This is a genomic window from uncultured Tateyamaria sp., from assembly GCF_947496075.1.
Classification (GTDB): domain Bacteria; phylum Pseudomonadota; class Alphaproteobacteria; order Rhodobacterales; family Rhodobacteraceae; genus Tateyamaria.
Map to the genome: position 1 here is coordinate 331,024 of NZ_CANMBJ010000005.1, position 20,607 is coordinate 351,630.

17 protein-coding genes are annotated in these 20,607 nt (G+C 58.4%); 3 read left to right on the top strand and 14 right to left on the bottom strand.

All coding sequences use genetic code 11. From position 1 onward, the window contains the following. Positions 1-33 precede the first annotated feature (33 nt). Positions 34-942 (top strand): LysR family transcriptional regulator, encoded by a 909-nt coding sequence (locus Q1A51_RS18635; RefSeq protein WP_299604689.1) that lies wholly within the window; start codon positions 34-36, stop codon positions 940-942. 156 nt (positions 943-1,098) lie between these two features. On the opposite strand, the gene Q1A51_RS18640 is transcribed toward Q1A51_RS18635, so the two are convergent. After that, positions 1,099-2,109, bottom strand: coding sequence for a siderophore-interacting protein (locus tag Q1A51_RS18640; protein ID WP_299604691.1), 1,011 nt, complete (start codon positions 2,107-2,109; stop codon positions 1,099-1,101). A 105-nt stretch (positions 2,110-2,214) separates the two neighbouring features. Between Q1A51_RS18640 and Q1A51_RS18645 the strand changes: the two genes are divergently transcribed. Beyond that, positions 2,215-2,346, top strand: coding sequence for a hypothetical protein (locus Q1A51_RS18645; protein WP_299604692.1), 132 nt, complete (start codon positions 2,215-2,217; stop codon positions 2,344-2,346). A 753-nt stretch (positions 2,347-3,099) separates the two neighbouring features. Here Q1A51_RS18645 and Q1A51_RS18650 read toward each other — a convergent pair. Beyond that, positions 3,100-3,702, bottom strand: a complete 603-nt coding sequence (locus Q1A51_RS18650) for a glutathione binding-like protein (protein WP_299604693.1) — start codon at positions 3,700-3,702, stop codon at positions 3,100-3,102. Between the two features lie 731 nt (positions 3,703-4,433). Next, positions 4,434-6,005 carry an alpha/beta hydrolase gene (locus tag Q1A51_RS18655; protein WP_299604696.1) on the bottom strand — a complete coding sequence of 524 codons (1,572 nt, stop codon included), beginning with the start codon at positions 6,003-6,005 and terminating at the stop codon, positions 4,434-4,436. Positions 6,006-6,354: 349 nt separating this feature from the next. Between Q1A51_RS18655 and Q1A51_RS18660 the strand changes: the two genes are divergently transcribed. Then, on the top strand, positions 6,355-7,032 hold the full coding sequence (locus Q1A51_RS18660; RefSeq protein WP_299604699.1) for a hypothetical protein: 678 nt from the start codon (positions 6,355-6,357) through the stop codon (positions 7,030-7,032). Between the two features lie 67 nt (positions 7,033-7,099). Here the strand turns inward: Q1A51_RS18660 and Q1A51_RS18665 are convergent, their stop codons facing one another. From Q1A51_RS18665 to tssI, 11 genes are all read right to left on the bottom strand, one after another. After that, a complete protein-coding gene (locus tag Q1A51_RS18665; RefSeq protein WP_299604701.1) occupies positions 7,100-8,134 on the bottom strand; it encodes a hypothetical protein in 1,035 nt (344 codons plus the stop codon). Between the two features lie 13 nt (positions 8,135-8,147). Beyond that, positions 8,148-8,873 (bottom strand): PP2C family serine/threonine-protein phosphatase, encoded by a 726-nt coding sequence (locus tag Q1A51_RS18670; RefSeq protein ID WP_299604704.1) that lies wholly within the window; start codon positions 8,871-8,873, stop codon positions 8,148-8,150. Position 8,874: 1 nt separating this feature from the next. Then, positions 8,875-9,486 carry a type VI secretion system-associated protein TagF gene (gene tagF / locus Q1A51_RS18675; RefSeq protein ID WP_299604707.1) on the bottom strand — a complete coding sequence of 204 codons (612 nt, stop codon included), beginning with the start codon at positions 9,484-9,486 and terminating at the stop codon, positions 8,875-8,877. Between the two features lie 8 nt (positions 9,487-9,494). After that, positions 9,495-13,085 (bottom strand): type VI secretion system membrane subunit TssM, encoded by a 3,591-nt coding sequence (tssM, locus tag Q1A51_RS18680; RefSeq protein WP_299604709.1) that lies wholly within the window; start codon positions 13,083-13,085, stop codon positions 9,495-9,497. Positions 13,086-13,089: 4 nt separating this feature from the next. Then, the gene (gene tssL / locus Q1A51_RS18685) at positions 13,090-14,463 is read right to left on the bottom strand and encodes a type VI secretion system protein TssL, long form (protein WP_299604711.1); all 1,374 of its coding nucleotides are present in this window, start codon (positions 14,461-14,463) and stop codon (positions 13,090-13,092) included. A gap of 26 nt (positions 14,464-14,489) precedes the next feature. Continuing rightward, positions 14,490-15,824 carry a type VI secretion system baseplate subunit TssK gene (gene tssK / locus Q1A51_RS18690; protein WP_299604714.1) on the bottom strand — a complete coding sequence of 445 codons (1,335 nt, stop codon included), beginning with the start codon at positions 15,822-15,824 and terminating at the stop codon, positions 14,490-14,492. Positions 15,825-15,849: 25 nt separating this feature from the next. Next, positions 15,850-16,287, bottom strand: a complete 438-nt coding sequence (gene tssJ, locus Q1A51_RS18695) for a type VI secretion system lipoprotein TssJ (RefSeq protein ID WP_299604717.1) — start codon at positions 16,285-16,287, stop codon at positions 15,850-15,852. 10 nt (positions 16,288-16,297) lie between these two features. Continuing rightward, positions 16,298-17,602 (bottom strand): type VI secretion system-associated FHA domain protein TagH, encoded by a 1,305-nt coding sequence (gene tagH, locus Q1A51_RS18700; protein ID WP_299604720.1) that lies wholly within the window; start codon positions 17,600-17,602, stop codon positions 16,298-16,300. Positions 17,603-17,607: 5 nt separating this feature from the next. Continuing rightward, entirely contained in the window at positions 17,608-17,898 is a 291-nt protein-coding gene (locus Q1A51_RS18705; RefSeq protein ID WP_299604723.1) for a PAAR domain-containing protein, read from the bottom strand. 71 nt (positions 17,899-17,969) lie between these two features. Continuing rightward, positions 17,970-18,551 (bottom strand): hypothetical protein, encoded by a 582-nt coding sequence (locus tag Q1A51_RS18710; RefSeq protein WP_299604726.1) that lies wholly within the window; start codon positions 18,549-18,551, stop codon positions 17,970-17,972. An 11-nt stretch (positions 18,552-18,562) separates the two neighbouring features. Then, entirely contained in the window at positions 18,563-20,563 is a 2,001-nt protein-coding gene (tssI, locus tag Q1A51_RS18715) for a type VI secretion system tip protein TssI/VgrG (protein ID WP_299604729.1), read from the bottom strand. Positions 20,564-20,607 lie beyond the last annotated feature (44 nt).

Below are 20,607 nucleotides of genomic sequence, written 5' to 3' on the forward strand. Positions count from 1 at the left end.
ATCATAGGCTGATGATGTTATCGAAGGGGTCTCATGGCAGGACGAACTTGGCACAGCCTTCCGGAGTATGAGGCGCTGCGCGCGCTCATGGAAAGCGGCACGACATCGAAAGCGGCTCTTCGACTGGGGCTATCGCAATCTGCGATCAGCCGGTCCATCGCGAGCCTCGAGGCCCGCCTTGGCCGGATCTTGTTCGAGCGGGATGGAGGACGCTTGCGTCCAACCACTGAGGCCGCCCAGTTGAACAAGCGACTGGACCCGTTGTTCGAAGCGCTTGATCGCATTGATGGCCCGACCGAACCCGCACAGGAAACCTTGCGTCTGACCGCCCCACCCACCTTTGCGCATCGATTTCTTATCGGGCACATCGCGAGTTTCTTACGCGCAAATCCCCACTTCTTCGTAAGCCTTGAGGTTGCGTCCTCCGAAGATGTGATTAGGAGGATTCAGGAGGATCGGTCAGACTTGGGATTGTCCGGCGTGGACCTAACCCGAGAAGGGATCAAGCTGACGCCTTATCGACACTCCGAAGCAGCATGCGCGATGCCCAAAGACCACGAGCTGGCCGGACTCGATGTGATCCAACCTGAAGATCTGCACGATCACCCCCTGATCGCTCTGAGCCACCGGCATTCGCGACGGGCGCAGTTGGAGAAAGTTCTGACCAATCGCCGAAGCATCCCGCACATCGTCGCTGAGGTTTCCACTTCCTTTGCTGCAGTGGATCTCGCCCGAACCGGTCTCGGTGTTACGGTCATCAATCCGTTCCCTGTTGCGCAATATCGTTCCGACGACGTCATCTTTCGCAAATTCGCGTCACCGATCGAGTACCGTACATATTTTGTGACTTCAGATCACAAACCGACGCCCGCCATAGCCCGCGCTTTCATCCGGCACCTGAGGCTTCACACCGTGCAGACCCCGTTTACTCAAGCAACTTAGGCATGCGTGGGTCACTTGATGGCGTAGGAGCCAGCGGCCCTTGCGTGGTTTGGTGGCAAGGGGTTAACGGTGTAACTCTCTGAAATGGACAGAGCCCTTCACTCCACTTCACGAAAAGTGGTAGTCCTTGTATGGTGCCGCGCTTGCTGTAAGCAACTATGTCCGTTTCCAGTAGGTGGCGACATAGCGTTGTGCCTTTGGATGGTGCGCGATCTCATCACAGTTGCGCAGCGCATTGATTTGTCCCGCATCAGCAGCGGCCCATACATATCCGCCCATGCAGTCGGATGCAGCAGACGACACCGCTCTCACGAAATCATCCGGACCGACCCAAGCCGGTGTCAGACCTACGTGATGTGGCACCGGATAGTCTTGCTGTTTCGCGTGGCTTAACAGGATGACCTTACCGCGTGTCTGTCCTGGCAAGCTTTCGATGATACGCGAAATTGCTGGATAGGCAGTTTCGTCCCCAGCCAGCACAACCCGAGCAGTATCCAGAACGCCGCCACCGCCCGGTCCAATAAGCGCAACCGAAGTACCAGCAGCCACACCCACAGCCCACTCCGACGCTTGCCCGCCTTCGTGTAAAAATACATCTACGTCAATCTCGGCCTGACGTTGAGCGCGCACTGTATAAACAGGTCGGTGCAATGCTTTGTCACCTTCTGGCCAGCGGGTCGATCCATTGGCCGCCAGCGTTGGCCATTCTGGTGCTGGGTTATCTGGGCGGGGCAGGACAAAACGAAAATGAATGGCCCGATCACCAAAACTGTCTGGTTTTGACAAGACCAGAGTCAGGCGTTGAAACGAAGCAGACAACCGCGTTGCAGCCTTGACTTTGGCAAACTGAAAATTGGGCGGTCTAAGCCCATCCTGCACCGCATCCGACCACGCGATCTGTGCTGCCACATCCGGTTGGAAATCGGTTATGTGTGCAACCAGACTGTCCCGCAGAACATGCAGATTGCCCGCGCCATCCGCTTCGATCTCAAGCCGGAAGCCGTTTGCACTGCGGTCAATGATGCCAAACGCACCATAATCTGACTTGATCCTAAGACGATCCGCCCCTTGTTCCAGAACGGCAAGCCCATGTTCCGTCGCTTCGTTCAGCATCAGTTTCCGCATGGTGGAAAAACCCAAACCATCGATGTCAGAATACACTTTCATAGCGTCCTCTCAGAGTGGGATGACATGTGGCGCACCATCTGCCGGTCCGGCGATCATGTGCGGCCGGACGTCATGGATTGCGAATAGACAGGCCCCGGTTACGTGGTGCTGCGGCCCGTTGTGACGGGCAATACCATCACCAAGATGGGCTACGGCAAGGTCCGCGAAACGCGCTATCCTCATCGCTCCGGCCTCGATCTCTTGTCTCGGCAGAACAAACTGTCCTGCGATATTTGAGAACACCGCCGACGCAGCCCGACAACGGGCTCCCTACGCGCCGGGTGGCTTGCGTTACCCTGTGCAACCGATCGGACAAGATATGGCTCGCGAAACCTTGGCTCGAAGACCCAGGGCAGAACAAAAGCAGTCAACAAAGTTGTAGAGTGCAACTCCACCGCAGCGCACCTCTTCTCATTGGCATTGAGATTATGTGGCTGGCGAACATCGCGGGCTTGCTCCGAAGATATGCCTGCCCCGGGAGCGATTGACTAGAGTGAATCGAATGTCATTGGACAGACAACCAACAAGACAAACTGGAACCCGGCTGCCATCTCCACGTTGTACTGCGTGAGATCGCAGCGGGTCTCTGCCGACTTGGGATGAACCTGTGTCGCTCATACATTTTGTGGCTGCAGTGGACGTGTCTAGCCAGGGTCGATTAGTTCTCATGCCGCGTTAGCGAAGAGGTCGGCAGGTCTAGCGGCGACTGCCTCCCTGCCGCACTTGCCTTGTGCGGCGCGCCCCGCAATCCGCGTGCTCGATGAGACCGTCAGTGGCGACGGCCCCACGTCTTCTTCATGGAAAAAGAGGTGCGAATATTCTGCTCTCACTACAGAAGTCACCTATGTGTTCTAGCGCTACGTGCCAGAGACACTCTTTACTCAAAACTGCAAAACTCTTCTCGGTGCGATCGTTCGGCGCAGATGCTTGAAGGCTCGCTCGTCCAGTTCCGCTTTGACAAAGGATCGGGCCCAAGCGCGTGGGACTGATTTAGATCCGCGCTTGCTCCCGCTCAACGATAGCTTTCAACTTCGGCCGGTTGGCACAGCGTTCTGACCAAGATTGAACCAAGGGCCGGTCCGACAAAGCTTCCGGGAGCCATTGAAATGGGCTCGATAGCAGCAAGTCGATCGCAGAGTAGTTTTCTCCCAGCAAGTAGGGTTGACCGTTCAAGGCATCAGTCAGGCGGTCCATCATTGTATCGAGATCGCGGAAGGTGGCTTGCATGGCAGGATGCTCGATCTTTGCCCAGTCGAGAACCAACACCGGTTCCATTACGCCTTGATAGTAGAACAGCCAGCTCAAGAATGCCCCGCGTTGTGGGTGTCCAGCCGGACGGCCAAGGCCCGACTTTGGGAACATATCCGTTAGGAAGGCGACGATTGCGCCACGCTCCCGAACGTGGTCATCGCCGTGAACCAGGTAAGGGACCTTCTTTTCGGGATGGGGGTTGCGCGAGTCCGAGCCTCCTCCACCGTCTTGTCGGGGGATATTGACCTTAACCACTTTGACGCGGTCTGAGACACCCATCTCCTCAATTAAGGCGACGATGGATGTCGAACGAGAGTTTGGAGCGTGATAGAGTGCCGGCATGAGAATATCCTAAAATTGGTTTCTGCCTCGCAATACCAACGCCCTGTTGCCATCCTCCGACAATAGGGACAGAGCCCACCGTTTCTGGCGCGTCGCTGCCTCGCCGTGCCGGCCGTTTGGTCCGATGACGACAGCACGTTCAAAGAAGGAAACGAACCTGCCGAAGCGACAACTATGTTTGGGCACTGCCATACTGTACTTCTGTTGTGCCTTGATAGACGCTGGCGCAGACTACGGGCTATGTGACTTACCGTGCACACCGGCGGCAAACGGTTCGGCTGTGGCCGCGACGGCGGGAACGCCAAGAGAGCGGTTAAGGCTTTGATGGAATACAGAGACAATCTTTACGGTTCCATCCTCCCCTAAACGCTGTCGGTCCGGACTTCCGTCGGGGTGTAGGCGGCACCATCTAAACGACCAACAGAAAATCTGAACCCTGAAAGGAGTGTCAAAACGGCTTTTGACATAACGAACACTGTTGCCCTGATCACAGATGCAAATCGCGGCATCGGCAAGGCCACCACCGAAGGCTTGCTGGACGCCGATGCGAAGAATGTTTATGCCGCCGTGCGCAGCCTCGGATCCGCTGACGGCCGGATCGAAAAGTGTGGCGCGGATCAGTCGGCTCGGGAACCGTTCGGGGAACGAAGACTGTGTTTGCGACCTGCCGCGTGGGCAGAATGCAAGATGTAGACCATTGTTAAAAAAGAAGTTGTGTTCCAGAGCCTGGTTCAGCGACGGCCTTTGCGACCTTCTGGTACATGCTTCGCCAGAAAGCGCGAGATTTCGTTCATGCACACCTGCCAGGCCGGCTCATCGCCAAGAATGATGTGGCTTTGGCTGTCCAAGGTCACCAGCTCTGCGTTTGGAATGTTGGCCGCCAGTTCGCGGCCACACCTCAAGGGAATACGCTGATCGTCACGGGCATGTAGGACCAGTGTGGGTGTCTGAACCTTGGGCAACAGATGACGGATGTCGATGTCGCCAAACGCCTCCTGAAAGCGCACGGCGTTCTCTGGCGATGTCGTTCGGCGCTGGAAATCATCGAACCACGCCAGACGTTCAGAATCTGCGTTCGGCATGAAAGTCTGCGAAAAGATGTGGCGGTAAGCGGGGTTCGATGTACCCCACCCGTGCCGAGTCAGCGTTAGAACAGCCTCACGTTGTTCACGTTCCTCAGGCGACAGGCCAACACGCCAGCCAGCAGCATAGCCACCAATCAGGATCATGGCAGAGACTTTCTCCGGATGGCGGATCGAGTATTCAATCGATACAGCGCACCCCTGCGACAAGCCCAACAACGGAAACCGGGTCAGGCCCAAATGGTCCACAACCGTCTCGAGGTCTTCCAAGAACGCCGGAAAGCTGATGTCCGGGACATCCCAGTCCGACAAGCCATTGCCCCGTTCGTCATATCGCACGAATGTGTGGTCCGCAGCCAGAGCGTGAAACATGTCTGCCCAGATCGGGCTCTCCCAGTCCAGCTCCAGATGGTTGAGCCAATTGGCTGTTTTCACAAGAGGTGGGCCGTTGCCGACCTTGGCATAGGCGATTTTGACCCCATCGGATGCTTTGCAAAAGCCGATGGACTGACGGGTGCGCACAGGCTCTAGCGGATCGCGTCGTGGTTCGATCACAGCACTGTCGCCCATTAGGGCCGTGTAGTCGCGGGCCACGATTGCCGCTTCATCCTGAAGCCCCAGATCAGTCAGCTTTTGCGACAAGAGGCGAGGAGCCTCGTGCGAATAAGGGTCGAGCCGCTGCCATCGGCGTAGCCATTTCACCGCGTCCTGATCACTCACATCCTCGGCTGTGACCATGCGCTGAAAGATACGGGGCCGCAGGCTATGAAGTTGTTCGCGCTCGCCCATCAACCACAACGCGTAGTCATCGTTGCGTGACAGTTCCAGACCCATGAACGGCCTGTGGGACAACAACTCAGCGACCTCCACCAAGTCAGCGCTGGAGGGGTCAGCGGCATCATGCACAGCCTGGACATGGTGCACATCAAGACTGATTAGATCGGCATCGATCAGCACAGATGTGCCAGGGGTCTGCAAACACGTTGAATGTGTGTTGAGCGCCTGGCGCAGCTTGGTCAGCGACCAACGCAGCGATCCTTTGGGGTCGTTGGTGTCGGGAAAGAACAGCTCGCACAGATGTTCTCGGCGGTGCGGCTGGCCGGTCACGGCCAGATAGGCCATGAGCGCAACGGTCTTGCGGGACTGCACGAGCGGCACCACTTGACCCGATATTCTGACGGACACCTCGTTTATCAGGTCGATCTGCAAACGCTCAGACATACAGGACCATACGCCTACGGACCAACGCCGCGGCGATCAGGCGCGCACTCGCGCCCCCGGTCAGAGAATTCTGTTTCATCGCCCTCACCCAATCGTTCGCTGCGATGGCCTTGCTGTCTTGCCCCAAGACCCGAGGCGCCCACTCTCTCTGGAAAGCCAGCATCCCGGCTTTGTGCAATCGTTGCAAGACTTTAAGCGCAGCGCGTGCGTCCATGGTGCCCTGGGTGTCCAAAAAACCCGCACTGAAATCAAACCATTTGCCCCGTTTTGGAGACTAACAACTACAGGCACCCTTTAGGAAAGGAGCCAGTGATGGCCGCAGGTGACCAAGCACTGATCAAGGCATTTTTTGAAGGAGTATCAGCTGACTGACACTGTGCTGGGGCCGGCCAAGTTGGCCATCTACAACGCGTTCGAGGAAGCGCTTGATGCGCGGCGGGTCGGCCGCAAAGCTGATACTAAGAAGTGGTTCGTCAAGGTCATCACCGAAGTGGACGGTCTGGGTGTCTACGACGATAAGAAAATGGCGGCCTTTACCCTCCTTGCCAAGAATTTCCTAAAGAAGCACGGATACTTCAGCTATTCAGCCGCGTTCAAGAAGCGCAAAGCGGAACTGGCCAAACTGACGAGTATTTTCAAGAAGAAAGGTGGACCGGCAGCCAAGAAAGCCAGTGAAACACTGCACAGTTCGATGATGCGCTCGGGCGAGATCCCGGCGGGCACAGCATTTGCCGACTGTGAGGATCACCTGACAAAGTTGTACAAGGACATCCCAAAGTTCTCGAACGCGAACGAGAAAGCGGTAAACGCGGTGAAATGGCCGGGCGTCATGCGGGAATTCGCTTTGCCCAAGGGGGCCGAGAAAGACCTCAAGGAATTGGGCGCTTCTATTCTCAAGAACGGCGCCGTGAACAAAAAAACCATAACAATGGCAAAGGCTATCCTTGCAGATGCGGGGAACACCGACAAAACCGGTATTGAACTGGTCATGGCGGTTTCCGACAAGGTCGTCACGGAATTGATGTAAGCGCTGCAAAGGCGCACGAATGAAAGTCCGGCACTTCTCGCGGGGCCTTTTTGTTTTGCTTGCAGTCTCAGGAAAATGGGCAAAGGGCACATGGATCCAGCGGATCCATGTCGAGCACAAGTTGCAAGGAGGCGCTGAGACCCAGCATCAAGTTGGCGACCGGCAAGAACCCGATCTGTGGCATCGAAAACCCTATCAGCGGCGCGAGTATCGACGGCGACGCCATCCCCGCGCCCAGTTGGATCGACTCGAGCGAAGGTAACGCGTCAAGTTCTGCGTTCAATGCCAGAGCAGGCATTGGCGGCATCGGAAAAGGCATCGCCCCCCAGAACCGCATCATCGCGCGAATAGGGGCGAGGCCGGCCCCCATCAGTCCGGGATCGCCAAAGGCCATCTTGATCGTTGCCAACGAATTCAAGACCAGAGCCAGCTTGGTGAGTTGAGGGAGCGTGATACCCAGTTGGGGCGGTCGGACGCTCGCCAAACGGTGCAGCGCGCTGAACAAACCTGGAAAGGATCCCTCGTCGCCCAAGGTCGGCAACTGAAATGTCTCGGTCAGCGAAAACAGGCTTGGCAGCCCTAACAGGAGGCGCGCCATGTGCAACTGCGGCATAGGCATGGACATCCGGAAATGATGCCCCGGGTAGCTGACCCGTGGCATCGTGTAGGACATATCGAATGGATCGATGCCAAGGTCCTGCAAATCCAGAACCAGCCGGGCTGCAAGCGCAAAGTTCAAAAGCGGCCCGAGCTTGAGCGACATGAGCCATCCGACATGCGGCCAGACATGCGTCATCATCGTGTCGCCCATCTGTTGTAGCGACAGTTCCAGTGCGGGCAAATCCATCAGTGGAAATGTCCCCGCCACAAGGGCCAACATCGGGGCGATCTGGAAGAGCCCGGAATTCGGCATGGATATGGTGGGCAGATTGAGGTTGCCCAGATAGGCCCCAATTTGCATGTCCAGCCGGTTCTCGGGCGTGATCGCGGGCAGAGCGACGGCCAACTGCATCTGCAGCGGAACCTGCGGCAAGGCCATGGAAAAGCTGGGCCGGATATGCGTTGGGATCGTTGCGGCGGGTTGTTTACAGAAACAGACCATTTTGCGTCTCTCCTCAGGTGTCGACCACGATGACGGAAATGTTGTCGGCAGCCCCGCCTTCGAATGCGATGCGCATGAGCTCGTCAGCCAGAGTCTCAGGCGCGCCCTGCTGCATGAACCGCTTCAATGTCGCTTCGTTGGCATATTTCGTCAGCCCGTCAGAGCAGAGTAGGAACCTGTCACCCGGGGCAACTTCACCGCGGCGCTTATCGATCCCGGGCTCAGATCCCACGCCCACCGCATGGGTAATCTGGTTACTCTGGGCATGATGTTCGGCCTGGTCCCAGCTTAGCTGACCAGCCGCCACCAACGCGCCAACAACAGAGTGGTCCACGCTGATCATTTCCAGGGTTTCACCGCGCAAACGGTAAAGACGGCTGTCGCCTGCCCAAAGGCACAAAAAATGATCGCCCGCCAGAACCAGCAGCACCACGGTTGTGCCGATGATGGCATTCCCGCGCCGTGCAGCTTCCGCTTGGATGTCGTCATGTGCTTGATGCAGGGCCTGACGAATACGGCCCGGCAAAGCTTCAGGCGGGAGATCCGTCGGCAAGGCGGACAGAGCGTCAATGACCGTCTGGCTTGCAAAATCACCGCCCTGATGGCCGCCCATCCCGTCCGTTACGGCCCACAACCCAAGATGCGGCAACGCCAAAATTGCATCTTCGTTGACCGGTCTGACGAGGCCCATGTGGGTCTTGGCGCTATATCGCCGGGCTAGAGCTTTGGATTGGGGCATATCAGGTCTCCGAACCCGTCAAGGCAGCGTGGGTCCAATAGGATGCATCGGGATTGAACAAAGCGGCGGCCTCGTCCGGGCGTGTCGGCACGTGGGGCGCAAGCATCACACGGGCCTGATCCATGACGGTCGCGATCCAGAGCGACCCGACACCCTGTCCAAGGCCCGCCACGTGCTGCAATGGACTGAGGCTGGGCAGCTGAGCAAGGCGCGCATCGAGGGTGGACAGACCGCCCTCCCCTTCAATCATATCAAGCGCAATCGCCTCCAACCTTTCTGCCACCGGTTGCAGGGCGAGGTAGGCAGCAACAGGTGGTAAATCCGTCGCCGCCGCAATGCAGAACGGAAATCGACGCCCGACCCGGTCAAGGCTCGGCATCAAAACGCCCACGGCCCCATGCGATGCCAATCGACCCGGTGCGATGCTGAACCGCCAGATCGGGGCACACAGATACAAGCTTTGCCAGCGGGTTTCGCCCTCCGTCTCGCTGGCCATGAGTAGAACGCGCTGCATCCAGGCATCCCAACCCGACACGAAGGCGGCAGACAGGCCGTGGCGTAGGAAATCACCGGCAAAGGGCAGTTTGCCATAATAGCCAAAAGTCATATCCATGCCCCACATTACAAGGAGGTTGGGCAGCTGAACGTGCTGAGAGCGTCCAGCGTAAACGGGTTCAACGCGGAGCCAGCACGCAGCTGAAAGATCGCGATCCGTCCACCGACATTGAACACGACACGGTTGCGATCGCTCACATTCGTGCGCCGCACCTCTGCTGCATCCAACAGTCTAAACAGCGCCCAAGGCCCGTCATGCGTTACATCGTTGCGTACGTCCGAACGCGTAGGCGTAAACGCAACACGGGTCCGCGCGCCCTGTTCCCCGGGCCATCGCAGTGCACTCGGCTGGGGCGGGCCATGGGCATAGCTGACAGTCTGACCACCTGTTTCCAACGTCACGCGCTCAACGTTCGGATCAAGCGCAGAGGGTGTGATTTCCAGCGTGACATCGGGCAAGCCGGGGGCAGTAAAAAAGCTGTTCTTGATCTCGTCCGCGCGCTGGAATTGCTGCACAACCGCGTTCGAAACGCCCACATCGATCCCGTTAACCCGGCGCACCTGCCAAGGGTCTTGCGACGTGTCGACAAAGCGGGCGAGGTTTTCGTCAAAGAATGCCTCAATCAGTCCGCCGGGGCCAAAGAGGCGACCGAAATCCTGCAAAGCAACATCTGCCTGCGCCTGTCTGTTGAATGGGTAGCGGTCATTGATGGCGCGGGTGCAGAACGGCAGAACCTCGGACTGCCACTTGGTGTTGATCTCTGACCGTGCGCCACCGATTGCCGCCCCTGCAGATGACTGCACGACCTGTGTTGCCCAGCGCTCCATCGGAGCGGGCATCCGCCCAATTTCAGCCTGAAGGCGGGCAGGTGCATTCTGGCTGTCACCAAGAAGTGCCGTGCCAAGGTTCTGGCCCAGCGACAACCGGTTCAACTCGTCATAGACATCCGTCATCAGCTGGATAACGCGGTCAAGTTCGGATGGACCTTCGGTGCGGTCAGTCAGGCGATGGATCTCCTGAAACCGATCCTCGACGAATTGGCCCGGCGCGACAGGTTCGGCATCAGGGATCTGTTCAAGCGTGCCGCGCACAGCGTTAAAAAAGTCTTCTGCATCAACGCTGACGCTACGGACCACTTCCCCGATCGCAAATTCCTGCGCTTCCGCTGCGGCTACGCCCGTGACAGCAGCAACCGAGGGTAGGACTGTCAATCGAGTTTGCTCGGTCACACCCTCCAGCAAGTTGCGCAAGGGGGAGATGGGCCCCGACAGGATGTTGATGACATCAGTGGCCTGACCAAGGTTGGTCATCGGCAGAACATCGATATCCGCCAGCAACTCGTCATAACGAGCGACGAAATCGGTCTCGTACAAGGCCAGCACGTCCCGGCTGATCAGCGCAAGCGCTTGAGGGCTGTTTTCGATCTGTCCGCCGGGTCCAAGGATCAGGCTGTCACGTTGAATACGCTCGGCGGCAACGAGGATCTGAGGCAGGAAAAAGTCATAAAAGGCAGCTCGGGTGTAGACACCCTCGATCCCGCTGGTGAGCGGTCTTCCCGATGGGCGCACCAGTACGCGTGACGCGGCAGGTCCACCCACTTCCGTGATCCGGAACGGCGCCAAAGCCTGTGCTTCAGGCGAGGTAACGATACTGATGTAAACACGCTCGGAAATAGGTGTTTCCGACAGGATCGCCTGCACTTGCGCGACCAGCGGACCGTTCAGGGCGATTTCCTGCATGGGTTGGCCCAGCAGTTCGGCCAGATGTCCTTGCAGGTCGGACTGAAGGTTGGGTTGACCGGGAAACAGGTTTTCCCAATCATCGGCCAGCCATGCCGAGACATGATCCGCGTCCATCGGCACTTGCAGACCAAGCATCATGTAGGTTTTCAGGGCCTCAAACAGATCGGCACTGTCGTTGAGATTGGTCTGCATCACGTCTTCAAGCCGAACCAGCAAGCGCGGCAGCATCAGGGTGTTCAAGGCAGCGCGGTAAGATTGCCCGGTCTCCGTGCCGATCACATCACCCTGATACAGGCCATAGGTCAGCGCGCGTGGCGGCTCGGGATCCGTGGCGGCTGGATTGCCGGGCATGTCACGCAGGATATTCAGCCCGGGAACCACCTTTGCCAGATCACTATCAGAGATAGGACTTTGCGGGATTTCGGCGGCCAGGGCCTGGAATGTCGAAATCTGCGCACTGGTCTGCGCAATCAGGTTCCGGTTGCCCAAAAAACTGTTCAGTAGAAGACCGCAAACCAGGGCAAAGGCCGCCAAACCCGTCGCGATTGAACCGCGCGTGACCCAACGCGTACGCCGCTCAACCGCATCATCCCGCGAAACAAGCCCCGCCTCGCCAAAGATCACGTCCGTCATCAGCCGGGTCAGGAAAAAGCTGCGCCCCTGCCCCTGGCCGGTCCCGATGGCCTGCCGCCCGATGCCAAAGTTGCGCGACATCCCGGCCATGAGCCGATCGATGGGCATACCCTCTTGTGTTCCAGAAGTGAAATAGACACCGCGCAACAGCAGCGGATCACTGTAGCGGCTTTCCTGGAAAATCTCGCCCAGAAACGTTTCTGCGGCATCGCGCAGGCTAGCCATCTGGGTAGCAAAACCTGCAATCAAAGTGCGGCGCTGAAAGTCTGTCTCAGCCTGTATACGTTCCAGACTGTGATCGCTGAGGCGCGCCACCAACCCGTCGAATTCCGTGCGAAAGCTCTCAGCAACGGGTGCAGCTGCGACCTTGCCGGTGGCCAGCGGCAAGGTGATGCCCCAGACCTGTTCACGCTCCTTGCTGCCCAACCCATCAAAGAATTCCTGGAAGCCTGCCACCAGATCGGCCTTGGTCAAGATCACATAGACCGGAAAGCTGACACCAAGCCTATCTCGCAACTCTTGCAACCGGACGCGGATCGCCTGAGCGTGGGTTGCGGCGGTGACCTCATCCATTTCCGACAGGTCCGACACGCTGATCGCGACCATCGCACCGTTGATCGGCTGACGACTGCGGTACTTCTTCAGCATCTCAAGAAAACCGACCCAGGCGCGGCTGTCCGCTGAGGCGTTGCTATCCTGCGTGGTGTAACGGCCAGCCGTATCAAGAAGAACGGCGTCATTGGTGAACCACCAATCACAATTCCGGGTGCCACCAACGCCTCCGACCGCTTCTTTGCCGAGGCTGTCGGCCAGCGGGAACTTGAGGCCCGAATTGACGATGGCCGTGGTTTTACCCGCGCCTGGTGGACCAATCATGATGTACCATGGCAACTGATAGAGATGTCTCTTACCGAACCATCCGCCCGTCCTGCTTTTGCGAAGGGTATGCAAAGCCGTTTTGAGCCGCGCACCGATCTCCGCCAGCTCGGAGCGCACTGCCTCGTCTTCGGCGGTGTCCTCGGCCGCTTGTTTGGCGATCTCTTCCGATATCTGGGTTTCGCGTGACCGGCGGCTCAGGAGGATGATCAACACAAAGATCGTTGCGGCCGCGAGGATCGAAAGCGTGGCCGCCACACGGTCCAGAACCGTATCAAAGGGTCGCACGCCCACAATCTGTACCAGCGGACCAAGGTACCACAAGGGTCCTAGAAGCAAGGCAGCGGTGATGGCCACTATGCCAATGGGCGAAAGGATGACGTTCACGAAAAAATTGCGGATCATGGCTCTAGCCTGCCTTTACAAGAATGACGTCAATGCGACGGTTCTGGGCGCGCCCTTCTGGCGTTTCGTTGGTGGCGATGGGTTCGTTATCCGCGCGCCCTTCAGCGGTAATCCGGTCCGGATCGCTGAGGGTCGTAACGATCTTTTCCATCACGGCCTCAGCTCTGGCGAGAGACAAGGCCAGGTTCGACGGAAAGCGCGCGGTGTTGATCGGGATATTATCGGAGTGTCCTGCGACGATTATCCGACCGTCCTCAGGCTCCAGCGCGGCAGCCACGCGGTCGATCAGCGGGCGCACGTCTTCGCGCAAGACATCAGAGCCCGAACCGAACATGCCCTGACCGTTGATCCGAACCAGCACTGTATTGCCGTCACGTGTGACTGTCACAAGGGATGCGGCGATTTCAGGGGCCAGAAAGGTACGGATGCGGTCGAGATCGTTAACCTGCTCGGGTGCGGGCAGCGGTGGTGGGGGCGGCGGCGCTGGTCGCGCAAGCGTGATCGGTCCGCCAAGGTCCAATGCGAGGATCTGGCCACGAACCCGCTCAGTATCAAGGCTGAGCAGGAAGGACAGGACAAAGAACGCGAGTGCCGCAAGCGCGGCGGTAAGCCCAGCCAGCAACCACACCGGCATCCAGATCGACAGCACGTGATGTGCCACTTTGGCACCCTGCCAATGCGGCGAAAGATCAGGCTCTGTCCGGCCCCGCTGTGTCCGGATGGTCCGCGCCAGCCCATCGCGCACGGTCAGATGCTTTTCCGTTCCCCGCGCGGCGACTCGTAAACGTCCCTCGAATCCAAGGCTGAGGCACATATAGAGAAACTCGAGCAAGTCCCGATTGCTGCCAGGATCGGTCTGCAACCGATCAAGAAGATCATAAAATCGCTCGCCGCCATGGGTCTCCTTGTGAAAGGTGCCGACCATGCTTTGCTGAGCCCAGATGCTGTTGCCGCCCCACGGCGTGTTCAGAACCACGTCATCGACCGTTGCACAGATGGCGTAGCGCGCCACTTTGACGATCTGACCAGGCACGCCCGCTTGTGCCGCGCGATCTTCGAAGGCGCGAATTTCTGAAACAACGCTCTGGCGCAGCTGGGCTGGATTGGCATGTTGCGCGCGGTTGCGGATGCGTCCGACGAGCTGAAACAGATGCGAGGCTGCGACGCAAAGCGGATTGAAACCGGCAAGAACATCTTGCGACTGAGGCATCTGCGCGACAGGTCGTGTCGCAGTGGTCATCGCCGGAGTTCCGACATTGGGCGCAGGTGCAGTTTGGGGCGGAGAGGGCATAGGCTCGGGAAGCCGCCCGCCCGGATTAAGTCGGATCACTGTTTTGTCGGTATCTGTGGCTTCCGCGAAAGGGTCATCCTTGGTCATCTTCATCTCTCCTGCACGGGTCCGCATCAACGGATCGCCCACAGCTCCATCTCAAGATCCGGGAACTCGCCCGCCACATGAATCGCCAGCCCACCGGAGTCGCGCATCTGCTTCCAGTACGGGTTCGTACGGTCGAGTTCGAAGTAGACAACGCCGGCGTGGTACGGCACCTGACGCGGCGCCACGGGCAAGGCGCGCAGATCAACACCGGGCAATGCCGAATTCACCAGCTGGCGGATTTCCTCCACCGGTCCCAGTTTGGCCTGCGAGGCAAAGTGCCTGCGCACGCTTTCTGGCGGTACACTCGCCTTGGCGGCCAAGACGAAATTGGCACTGGTCAAAAGCGACTTGTCCTCTACCATCGCCACGGAGACACCATAGCTGCGGGCCTGAAGCGGAATCGCGACGGCATTTTGCTCAAGAACCATGCTGAGATTTTCGCGCAAGGCCCGGATCACAGGTTGGAACACACCGGTCAGGTCGGAGTGGCGATAGATTGGAAACTCCGGCGCAATCTTGTCCACGGTCATGAATGTTGCCAACTGACCGGCAAACCCAACGAGCTGCTGATAGATTTGCGCGGGATGGGCATTTTCAATGCTCAACAAATGACGGATCTGCGGTAGTGCCGCGTTGACCGCGATCAGGAGGAGGAAATCAGAGATCTCAGCCACGCCCTTGGCCCCACCCGTTTGGCTGAGCCGACCAGACAGCGCATGTGCACGGTGGCTGACCAACCCCTCAAGCTCCTGAAGGAAATCATGAAGCGGAGGTGCGGCACGGGCATCTAGACATGACGCCATGAACCCTTTGTCGAGGACAACCTCGCCATCGGCCCGAACCTCGATGATGCGGGCAATCGGGATGGCAAGCCGATCCGTCAGTTCATCCAAGTCCAACGCCAACGTCATCCGCAGTTTGCCAACGGTAAGGTCGACAGCTCGACGGTCGCGACCGGTGCTATCGGCGATCTCAACTTCGCTTGGCATATAGCGCGAGCGCGCTGCCGGATCATCCGTGAGGTCCACTTCGGTTGCGCCCTGGCGTCGTGTCGGTACCGTCAGAAAGACGACCGCGTCCTTCACCGTTTCCGGAACGTCAAGAGCCGCAGGATGGGCATCTACCTCGGGGATACGAAACAAGGCACCATCGGGGGTCAGGCCAGAGGCCGATGTCACAGCGATCTTGCCCAACCGCAACAGTTCGGTGTCGAGGGTCAGTTTCTGCACGCCCCAGGCATAGGGCGCGATAGAGCCTGCCACACCGGCCACCAGAGCTTCCAAATAGCGGTCTTGCTGCTGGAAATGGTGTGGCTGAAGGAACAAACCTTCTTGCCACACAACTTTGTTTTGCCAGGACATTTTGGGTGGGCTCCTTCAGGGCGCGTCAGCGAAGAACGACGCGATTGCCGGTCAGTGCCATCTGGACCGGGTTCGGTGCGTTTGGAACGAGGGGACGAACCGCAAGGAACGTGCCGTTGATATCGCGGAAGGCGGCTACGACCCCCACCGCAGCGGGTGGGTTGGCAAAGCTCTGGGCATCATTCACCGTCCGCCCTGGTGCAAGGCTGAATGAGCTCACCACCACCAGATCATCGCCCAGCGTCGCCTCGGGTTCTTCAAAAACCGCGAAGAAGTCTGCGGAGCGGAAGGCCGCCGTGTCGTTCAGGTAGTAGACTTTGACCTGCGCAGGTGCGCCACCGTTCATGTCCGCCGCCCCAGTGATTGACAGGGCCACGGTGGTTGGCGCAGGGCCGCGCTCGGCACAGCCTGCAAGGGTTGCCAGTGCCATCGCGATTAAAAGAAGTGTGGTGCGGTTGAACATGTCTTTGCCCTCAAAGCTTGGTGATCTGCTGTTCGTAGGCACGGGAAAACGCCTTGCCGAACGTGGATTGAAAGTCGTCTTCGGTCTGGCGGACCAGTTCTGAATGGTGACGCACGTATGCGCCCCAGAGTTGCGCCTTTCGATTGCCCAGAAACCCTGATCTCTTTTCGATCCGCGCTGACACTTGTTCGGGTGCAAGCTGCGCCAAAAGGTCAGTCAGCGCGGCTTGTGTGCCGGTCATTGTTGCAACCTCATGGGTTTTGATGTCGTGCAGCACCTCGGCGGCCGCACTTTCGGGGTCCTGATACCCGCGCCCAGCAGGTTTGAGCATCGCCTCGATGGCCTGCTCGACGCTGACTGAGAACTTCAACGGGTTGTTCTGATCCGGCTCGATCATCGTACGCGTTACACGCATTTCGCTCTTGAGAGCGGCGCGCGTCATCATGATCTCGCGCATGCCAGCGATCATTGCGGCCATCATGCGACCCATGCGGCCCATCACCTCTTCGGTCTGTTCAGGTGTGATCTGCAGGCCTGTCACTCCAAGGCCAGCGACAAAGGCTTGCACTGCTGTATCCGCGTCTGCGGTTTTTAATTGCGTCGCGGGCAACGGAGTTGGATCCGGCGTCTGCTCAAGCAGCGGCGTTCGTTCAGGGTCCTCCCGGGGCGGTTCCTCGGCAGATGGCGAAGTCATGTTGTCGTCCCAGTCGTCGGGAATGACCGCATTCATGGCTCGAGGCGGCACAAAATGATCCTGCGCCGCGGGCGTGTGATCAGGTGCACTCGCCCCCATCTGGGGTTCATCTTGGAGCAGCGCATCAACAGGATCGGTAATTACGGGCTGCGCAACTGAGGCGGGTTCACTCAGCAACGCGTCCAGAAATGCACTGTCATCATCATGGCTCGCCGCCAACGGGTCCAACTCGAAACAGGCCTTATCATTATTCGAAGGGCCCAGCAGATCAGGCGCAGGATTGGTCGCAGCTGCATCCGCAGGCACCTCGCGGATACTCACGACAAGCTCGAACTCGCCCACAAGGATCACATCGCCAGTGTTCAGTGGCGTGGGTGCAGCCTCAAGTCGGTCGTCCTGGTAATTGAGGAACGTGCCATTGGTCGACATATCCCTCACGACAAAGCTGTCACCGCTCCGCTCGACGACACAGTGTTGTTTGGAAAGGTGGCGATCCGGATCAGGCAGAACGAGGTCATTATCCTCGCCGCGCCCGACGGTGATCGTGTCGGCGATCATCGTCACTTCGAGAGTGACATCGTTCGGCAGGTTGGGATGATGTGCTTTCAAGGATAAGGACATGGTCATCACCCCCCGACCAGCACGGTCATGCAACCCACTACGATCGCCCCGCCATGGCCGCATGTATCCCCCATGCGGGCCTGTGGCTTCTTGCCGGTCAAAACGGTCATTGAACCTTTGGCCACAGCGTCCGGCGGGCCGACGCAAACCGCCATCGCCGTGGCCGTGGCTGCGGGCATCATTCCAATCAGGACCGTCGGGGTCGGTGTCACGATAGGCCCGCCTACATGCGGCACCACACCGGTCAGCATCGGGCAGACGTGCATGTCTGCAACACGGGCGGCGGGCAACGTCATGACTGTACCTCGTTCGGGTTGGCGGTTGCACCAGTGCGTGGCGCGCTGGCGGTTCGTTAGGTTAGTGCCGCCTAGTCCGAATTTGGTTCAATCTGACCATTGCCGCCGCGCGCAATATCCAAACCGCGCTTCAAAAAGAGGGAGCCGCGCGTGGCCACGGCGGTCTCATCCGCAAAAAGCGCGATCAAAAGCATCCCATAAACCGCCGCGCCCACAGCGCCAGGCGGGGCCGGGTGATCATCGAATTCGCCGGGGCCCATCGTGCCATCGGCAAAGCAGGCTGCCATGGCGCAAAAGGCGGTATCGTCGTCTTGCTTTGCGGAGTCCAATGCTTCGCGGGCTGCAAGCCTTGTGTCAAAACCGGGCTGGCGCACCCAACCTTCAGCCACACTGACAGCACGGGTCTCTGCCCCCATTTCGCGCGCGGCAAGACAGGCCCACCACGCCGCCTCGCGCGGCGGAAGGGTATGGGCCAGCACCTGCATCATGTCGAGCTGAGCGCCCTTGCCATGAAGCTCTTCCAAGATCGCGGCGGCGGTTGCTCCCGCTGGGGCATCCAGTTCGGTCTGCAAAGTCACATTGTGCTGCGTAAGGACACGGGCCACGGGTCCCGCCGACAGTTTGCACAGATCATCAAATAGAGGATCAGACATCGCGCGCACCGCTAATTGATCATGGTCAAGCTGCCCTTGACCATCAAAATGCCGGAAGATTTCAACTGGGTCATACCGCCGCCTTCGAGCTTGAGCATGCCTTTGCCCTCCAATGCCAGCTGACCACCAGCGTTGATCTTGGCCGTGGCTGCAGCCTTCACTTCGACCTGCGGCGCAGAAATCGTGATCCCGGATGGCGTCATCTCGATCTGCGCACCACCGCATTTCAATGTGATCTTGGATTTCGCCGTCAGGCTCAGCGCCGCACCCACGTCGATTTCTGCGCTCTTTGCGACTGTCAGGCCGTGTGCCCCGTCGATCTGCGTGTTGTCATCACCGCCAATCGTTTCGGTTTTGTCGCCATGGATCGTCTGTTTGAGCCACCCCTTGTCTTTGTGGGCCAACCCAACCTCGATCTCGGCGTTGTTTTTGATGATCTGTTTGAAATCCCGCTCGGACTGCAGACGAACGAACTCGGCACCCTTCTTATCCTCAAACACCAGTTCGCTAAAGCCAATCCCACCCTTGGAGCTATTGGTCTTGATGCCCATCTGCGTCGCATTGCCCGGAAGCGGGAAAGGGGTTTTGGTATCGCCGTTATAAACCATCCCGGTGATGATCGGGCGGTCTGGGTCGCCCTGTTCGAACTGGACAACAACCTCCTGACCGATGCGCGGGACAGCCATCATTCCCCATCCCTTGCCGCTCCAGGGCATAGCCGCCCGAACCCAGCACGACGATTTTTCATCACGTTTGCCGTCACGATCCCAATGGAATTGGATTTTGACCCGACCGAATGTGTCGGTCCAAACCTCTTCACCGGCCTTTCCGACGACAACGGCGGTTTGCACGCCGGGGTTTTCCGGAGGTGGCGTGTGCTGCCCTGAGCGGTAGGGCTCGCGGGCGGGCTGCACTTCGATATTGCACCGGTAGAGATCAGGGTTGGTATCGGCATCGAAATCCAACACCGGGCCCAGAATGGCCTCGACGATATCGCGGTCTTCCACCATCACATCGAGCTGGATTTGATGTCGGGCGCGAACAACAAGGTATTCACTGTTCTCTGCCTTGCGTGGGTGCTTGTTCAACCGGAATTTTGCGCCCACAGCCATCTGCCGGACACTGCCTACGGCTCGAGCCTGATGGGTCTGAGCCGCAATTCCTTCAATTTTCACGCGGGCCTGATGCTCGCCTGTTCCAGCGCTGTCATGGCGCCCCGGGTAGTCATACACTTCATAAGAGTTGTGCACGTGGCGCCCCTTGGACACCGACTTAACGCATGCCAAGTCTGTCTTGGGCTTTTCAAAATCATAGCTTTGCAACGACACTTTTCCGGGCCGTATCTGCTCTGAACCGCGCCATTCGTAGATGTGATCCTCGTCCCGAAACATATCGGCGGCACGCACATAGTAGTTGAGCTGACCGTGATCTGTAAGGGGCTCGTGGCTGCTCGAGTCATCAGCGAGGATCAGCGTTTCGCGGGTTTGATCATACTGGTGAAAGTAATAAACTCCCTCCTCTTCCATCAGACGCGAGATGAAGGCGAAATCGCTTTCACGGTATTGGACGCAGTAGGTCCGCTTTTCAAAACGATGCTTGGTCTTGTCCTTGAAGTCTGAAAATCCGTGCGTACCAAAGACATCCTTAATGATCTCGATCACCGTTTTGTCCTGAAATATGCGGCAGTTGTTCGTTTGCGTCAGAAACCACAGCCAAGGACGCAACTCGGCACGGAAATACCCCTGGCTGCCCGATGCACCCAGAAATTCAGCTGAGACACACCGCCCTTGGAAGTAGCGAGTTTTCTTGTTCGGCGCATCCAAGTCGATCCGCAGTCGTTCGCCGACCAGCTTTTGCAGATCAAGATCGAGGTCCGTAGACATGAATTCGACCGTCATCAGAGGAACTTCGCCCAGGGCCTCATCAATCTGCGCGCGTACCAGATAGCCTTTGATACGGTTCGGCAAGATCAGTGTCGCGGGGCGGTTTTCCAAAAGGATATCTTTGGACATTCAGCATGCCTCCCGGCTGCAGGGATACGCATGCGGAGTGAAGT

Excerpts from the sequence above, each read along its gene's own strand:
- Q1A51_RS18705 (WP_299604723.1), bottom strand. The coding sequence starts at position 17,898 with ATGACGTTGCCCGCCGCCCGTGTTGCAGACATGCACGTCTGCCCGATG.
- Q1A51_RS18655 (WP_299604696.1), bottom strand. The coding sequence starts at position 6,005 with ATGTCTGAGCGTTTGCAGATCGACCTGATAAACGAGGTGTCCGTCAGA.
- Q1A51_RS18670 (WP_299604704.1), bottom strand. The coding sequence starts at position 8,873 with ATGCCCCAATCCAAAGCTCTAGCCCGGCGATATAGCGCCAAGACCCAC.
- tssK (WP_299604714.1), bottom strand. The coding sequence starts at position 15,824 with ATGTCCTGGCAAAACAAAGTTGTGTGGCAAGAAGGTTTGTTCCTTCAG.
- Q1A51_RS18635 (WP_299604689.1), top strand. The coding sequence starts at position 34 with ATGGCAGGACGAACTTGGCACAGCCTTCCGGAGTATGAGGCGCTGCGC.
- tagF (WP_299604707.1), bottom strand. The coding sequence starts at position 9,486 with ATGGATATGACTTTTGGCTATTATGGCAAACTGCCCTTTGCCGGTGAT.
- Q1A51_RS18665 (WP_299604701.1), bottom strand. The coding sequence starts at position 8,134 with ATGGTCTGTTTCTGTAAACAACCCGCCGCAACGATCCCAACGCATATC.
- Q1A51_RS18710 (WP_299604726.1), bottom strand. The coding sequence starts at position 18,551 with ATGTCTGATCCTCTATTTGATGATCTGTGCAAACTGTCGGCGGGACCC.
- tssL (WP_299604711.1), bottom strand. The coding sequence starts at position 14,463 with ATGACCAAGGATGACCCTTTCGCGGAAGCCACAGATACCGACAAAACA.
- tssM (WP_299604709.1), bottom strand. The coding sequence starts at position 13,085 with ATGATCCGCAATTTTTTCGTGAACGTCATCCTTTCGCCCATTGGCATA.
- tagH (WP_299604720.1), bottom strand. The coding sequence starts at position 17,602 with ATGTCCTTATCCTTGAAAGCACATCATCCCAACCTGCCGAACGATGTC.
- tssJ (WP_299604717.1), bottom strand. The coding sequence starts at position 16,287 with ATGTTCAACCGCACCACACTTCTTTTAATCGCGATGGCACTGGCAACC.
- Q1A51_RS18640 (WP_299604691.1), bottom strand. The coding sequence starts at position 2,109 with ATGAAAGTGTATTCTGACATCGATGGTTTGGGTTTTTCCACCATGCGG.
- tssI (WP_299604729.1), bottom strand. The coding sequence starts at position 20,563 with ATGTCCAAAGATATCCTTTTGGAAAACCGCCCCGCGACACTGATCTTG.
- Q1A51_RS18650 (WP_299604693.1), bottom strand. The coding sequence starts at position 3,702 with ATGCCGGCACTCTATCACGCTCCAAACTCTCGTTCGACATCCATCGTC.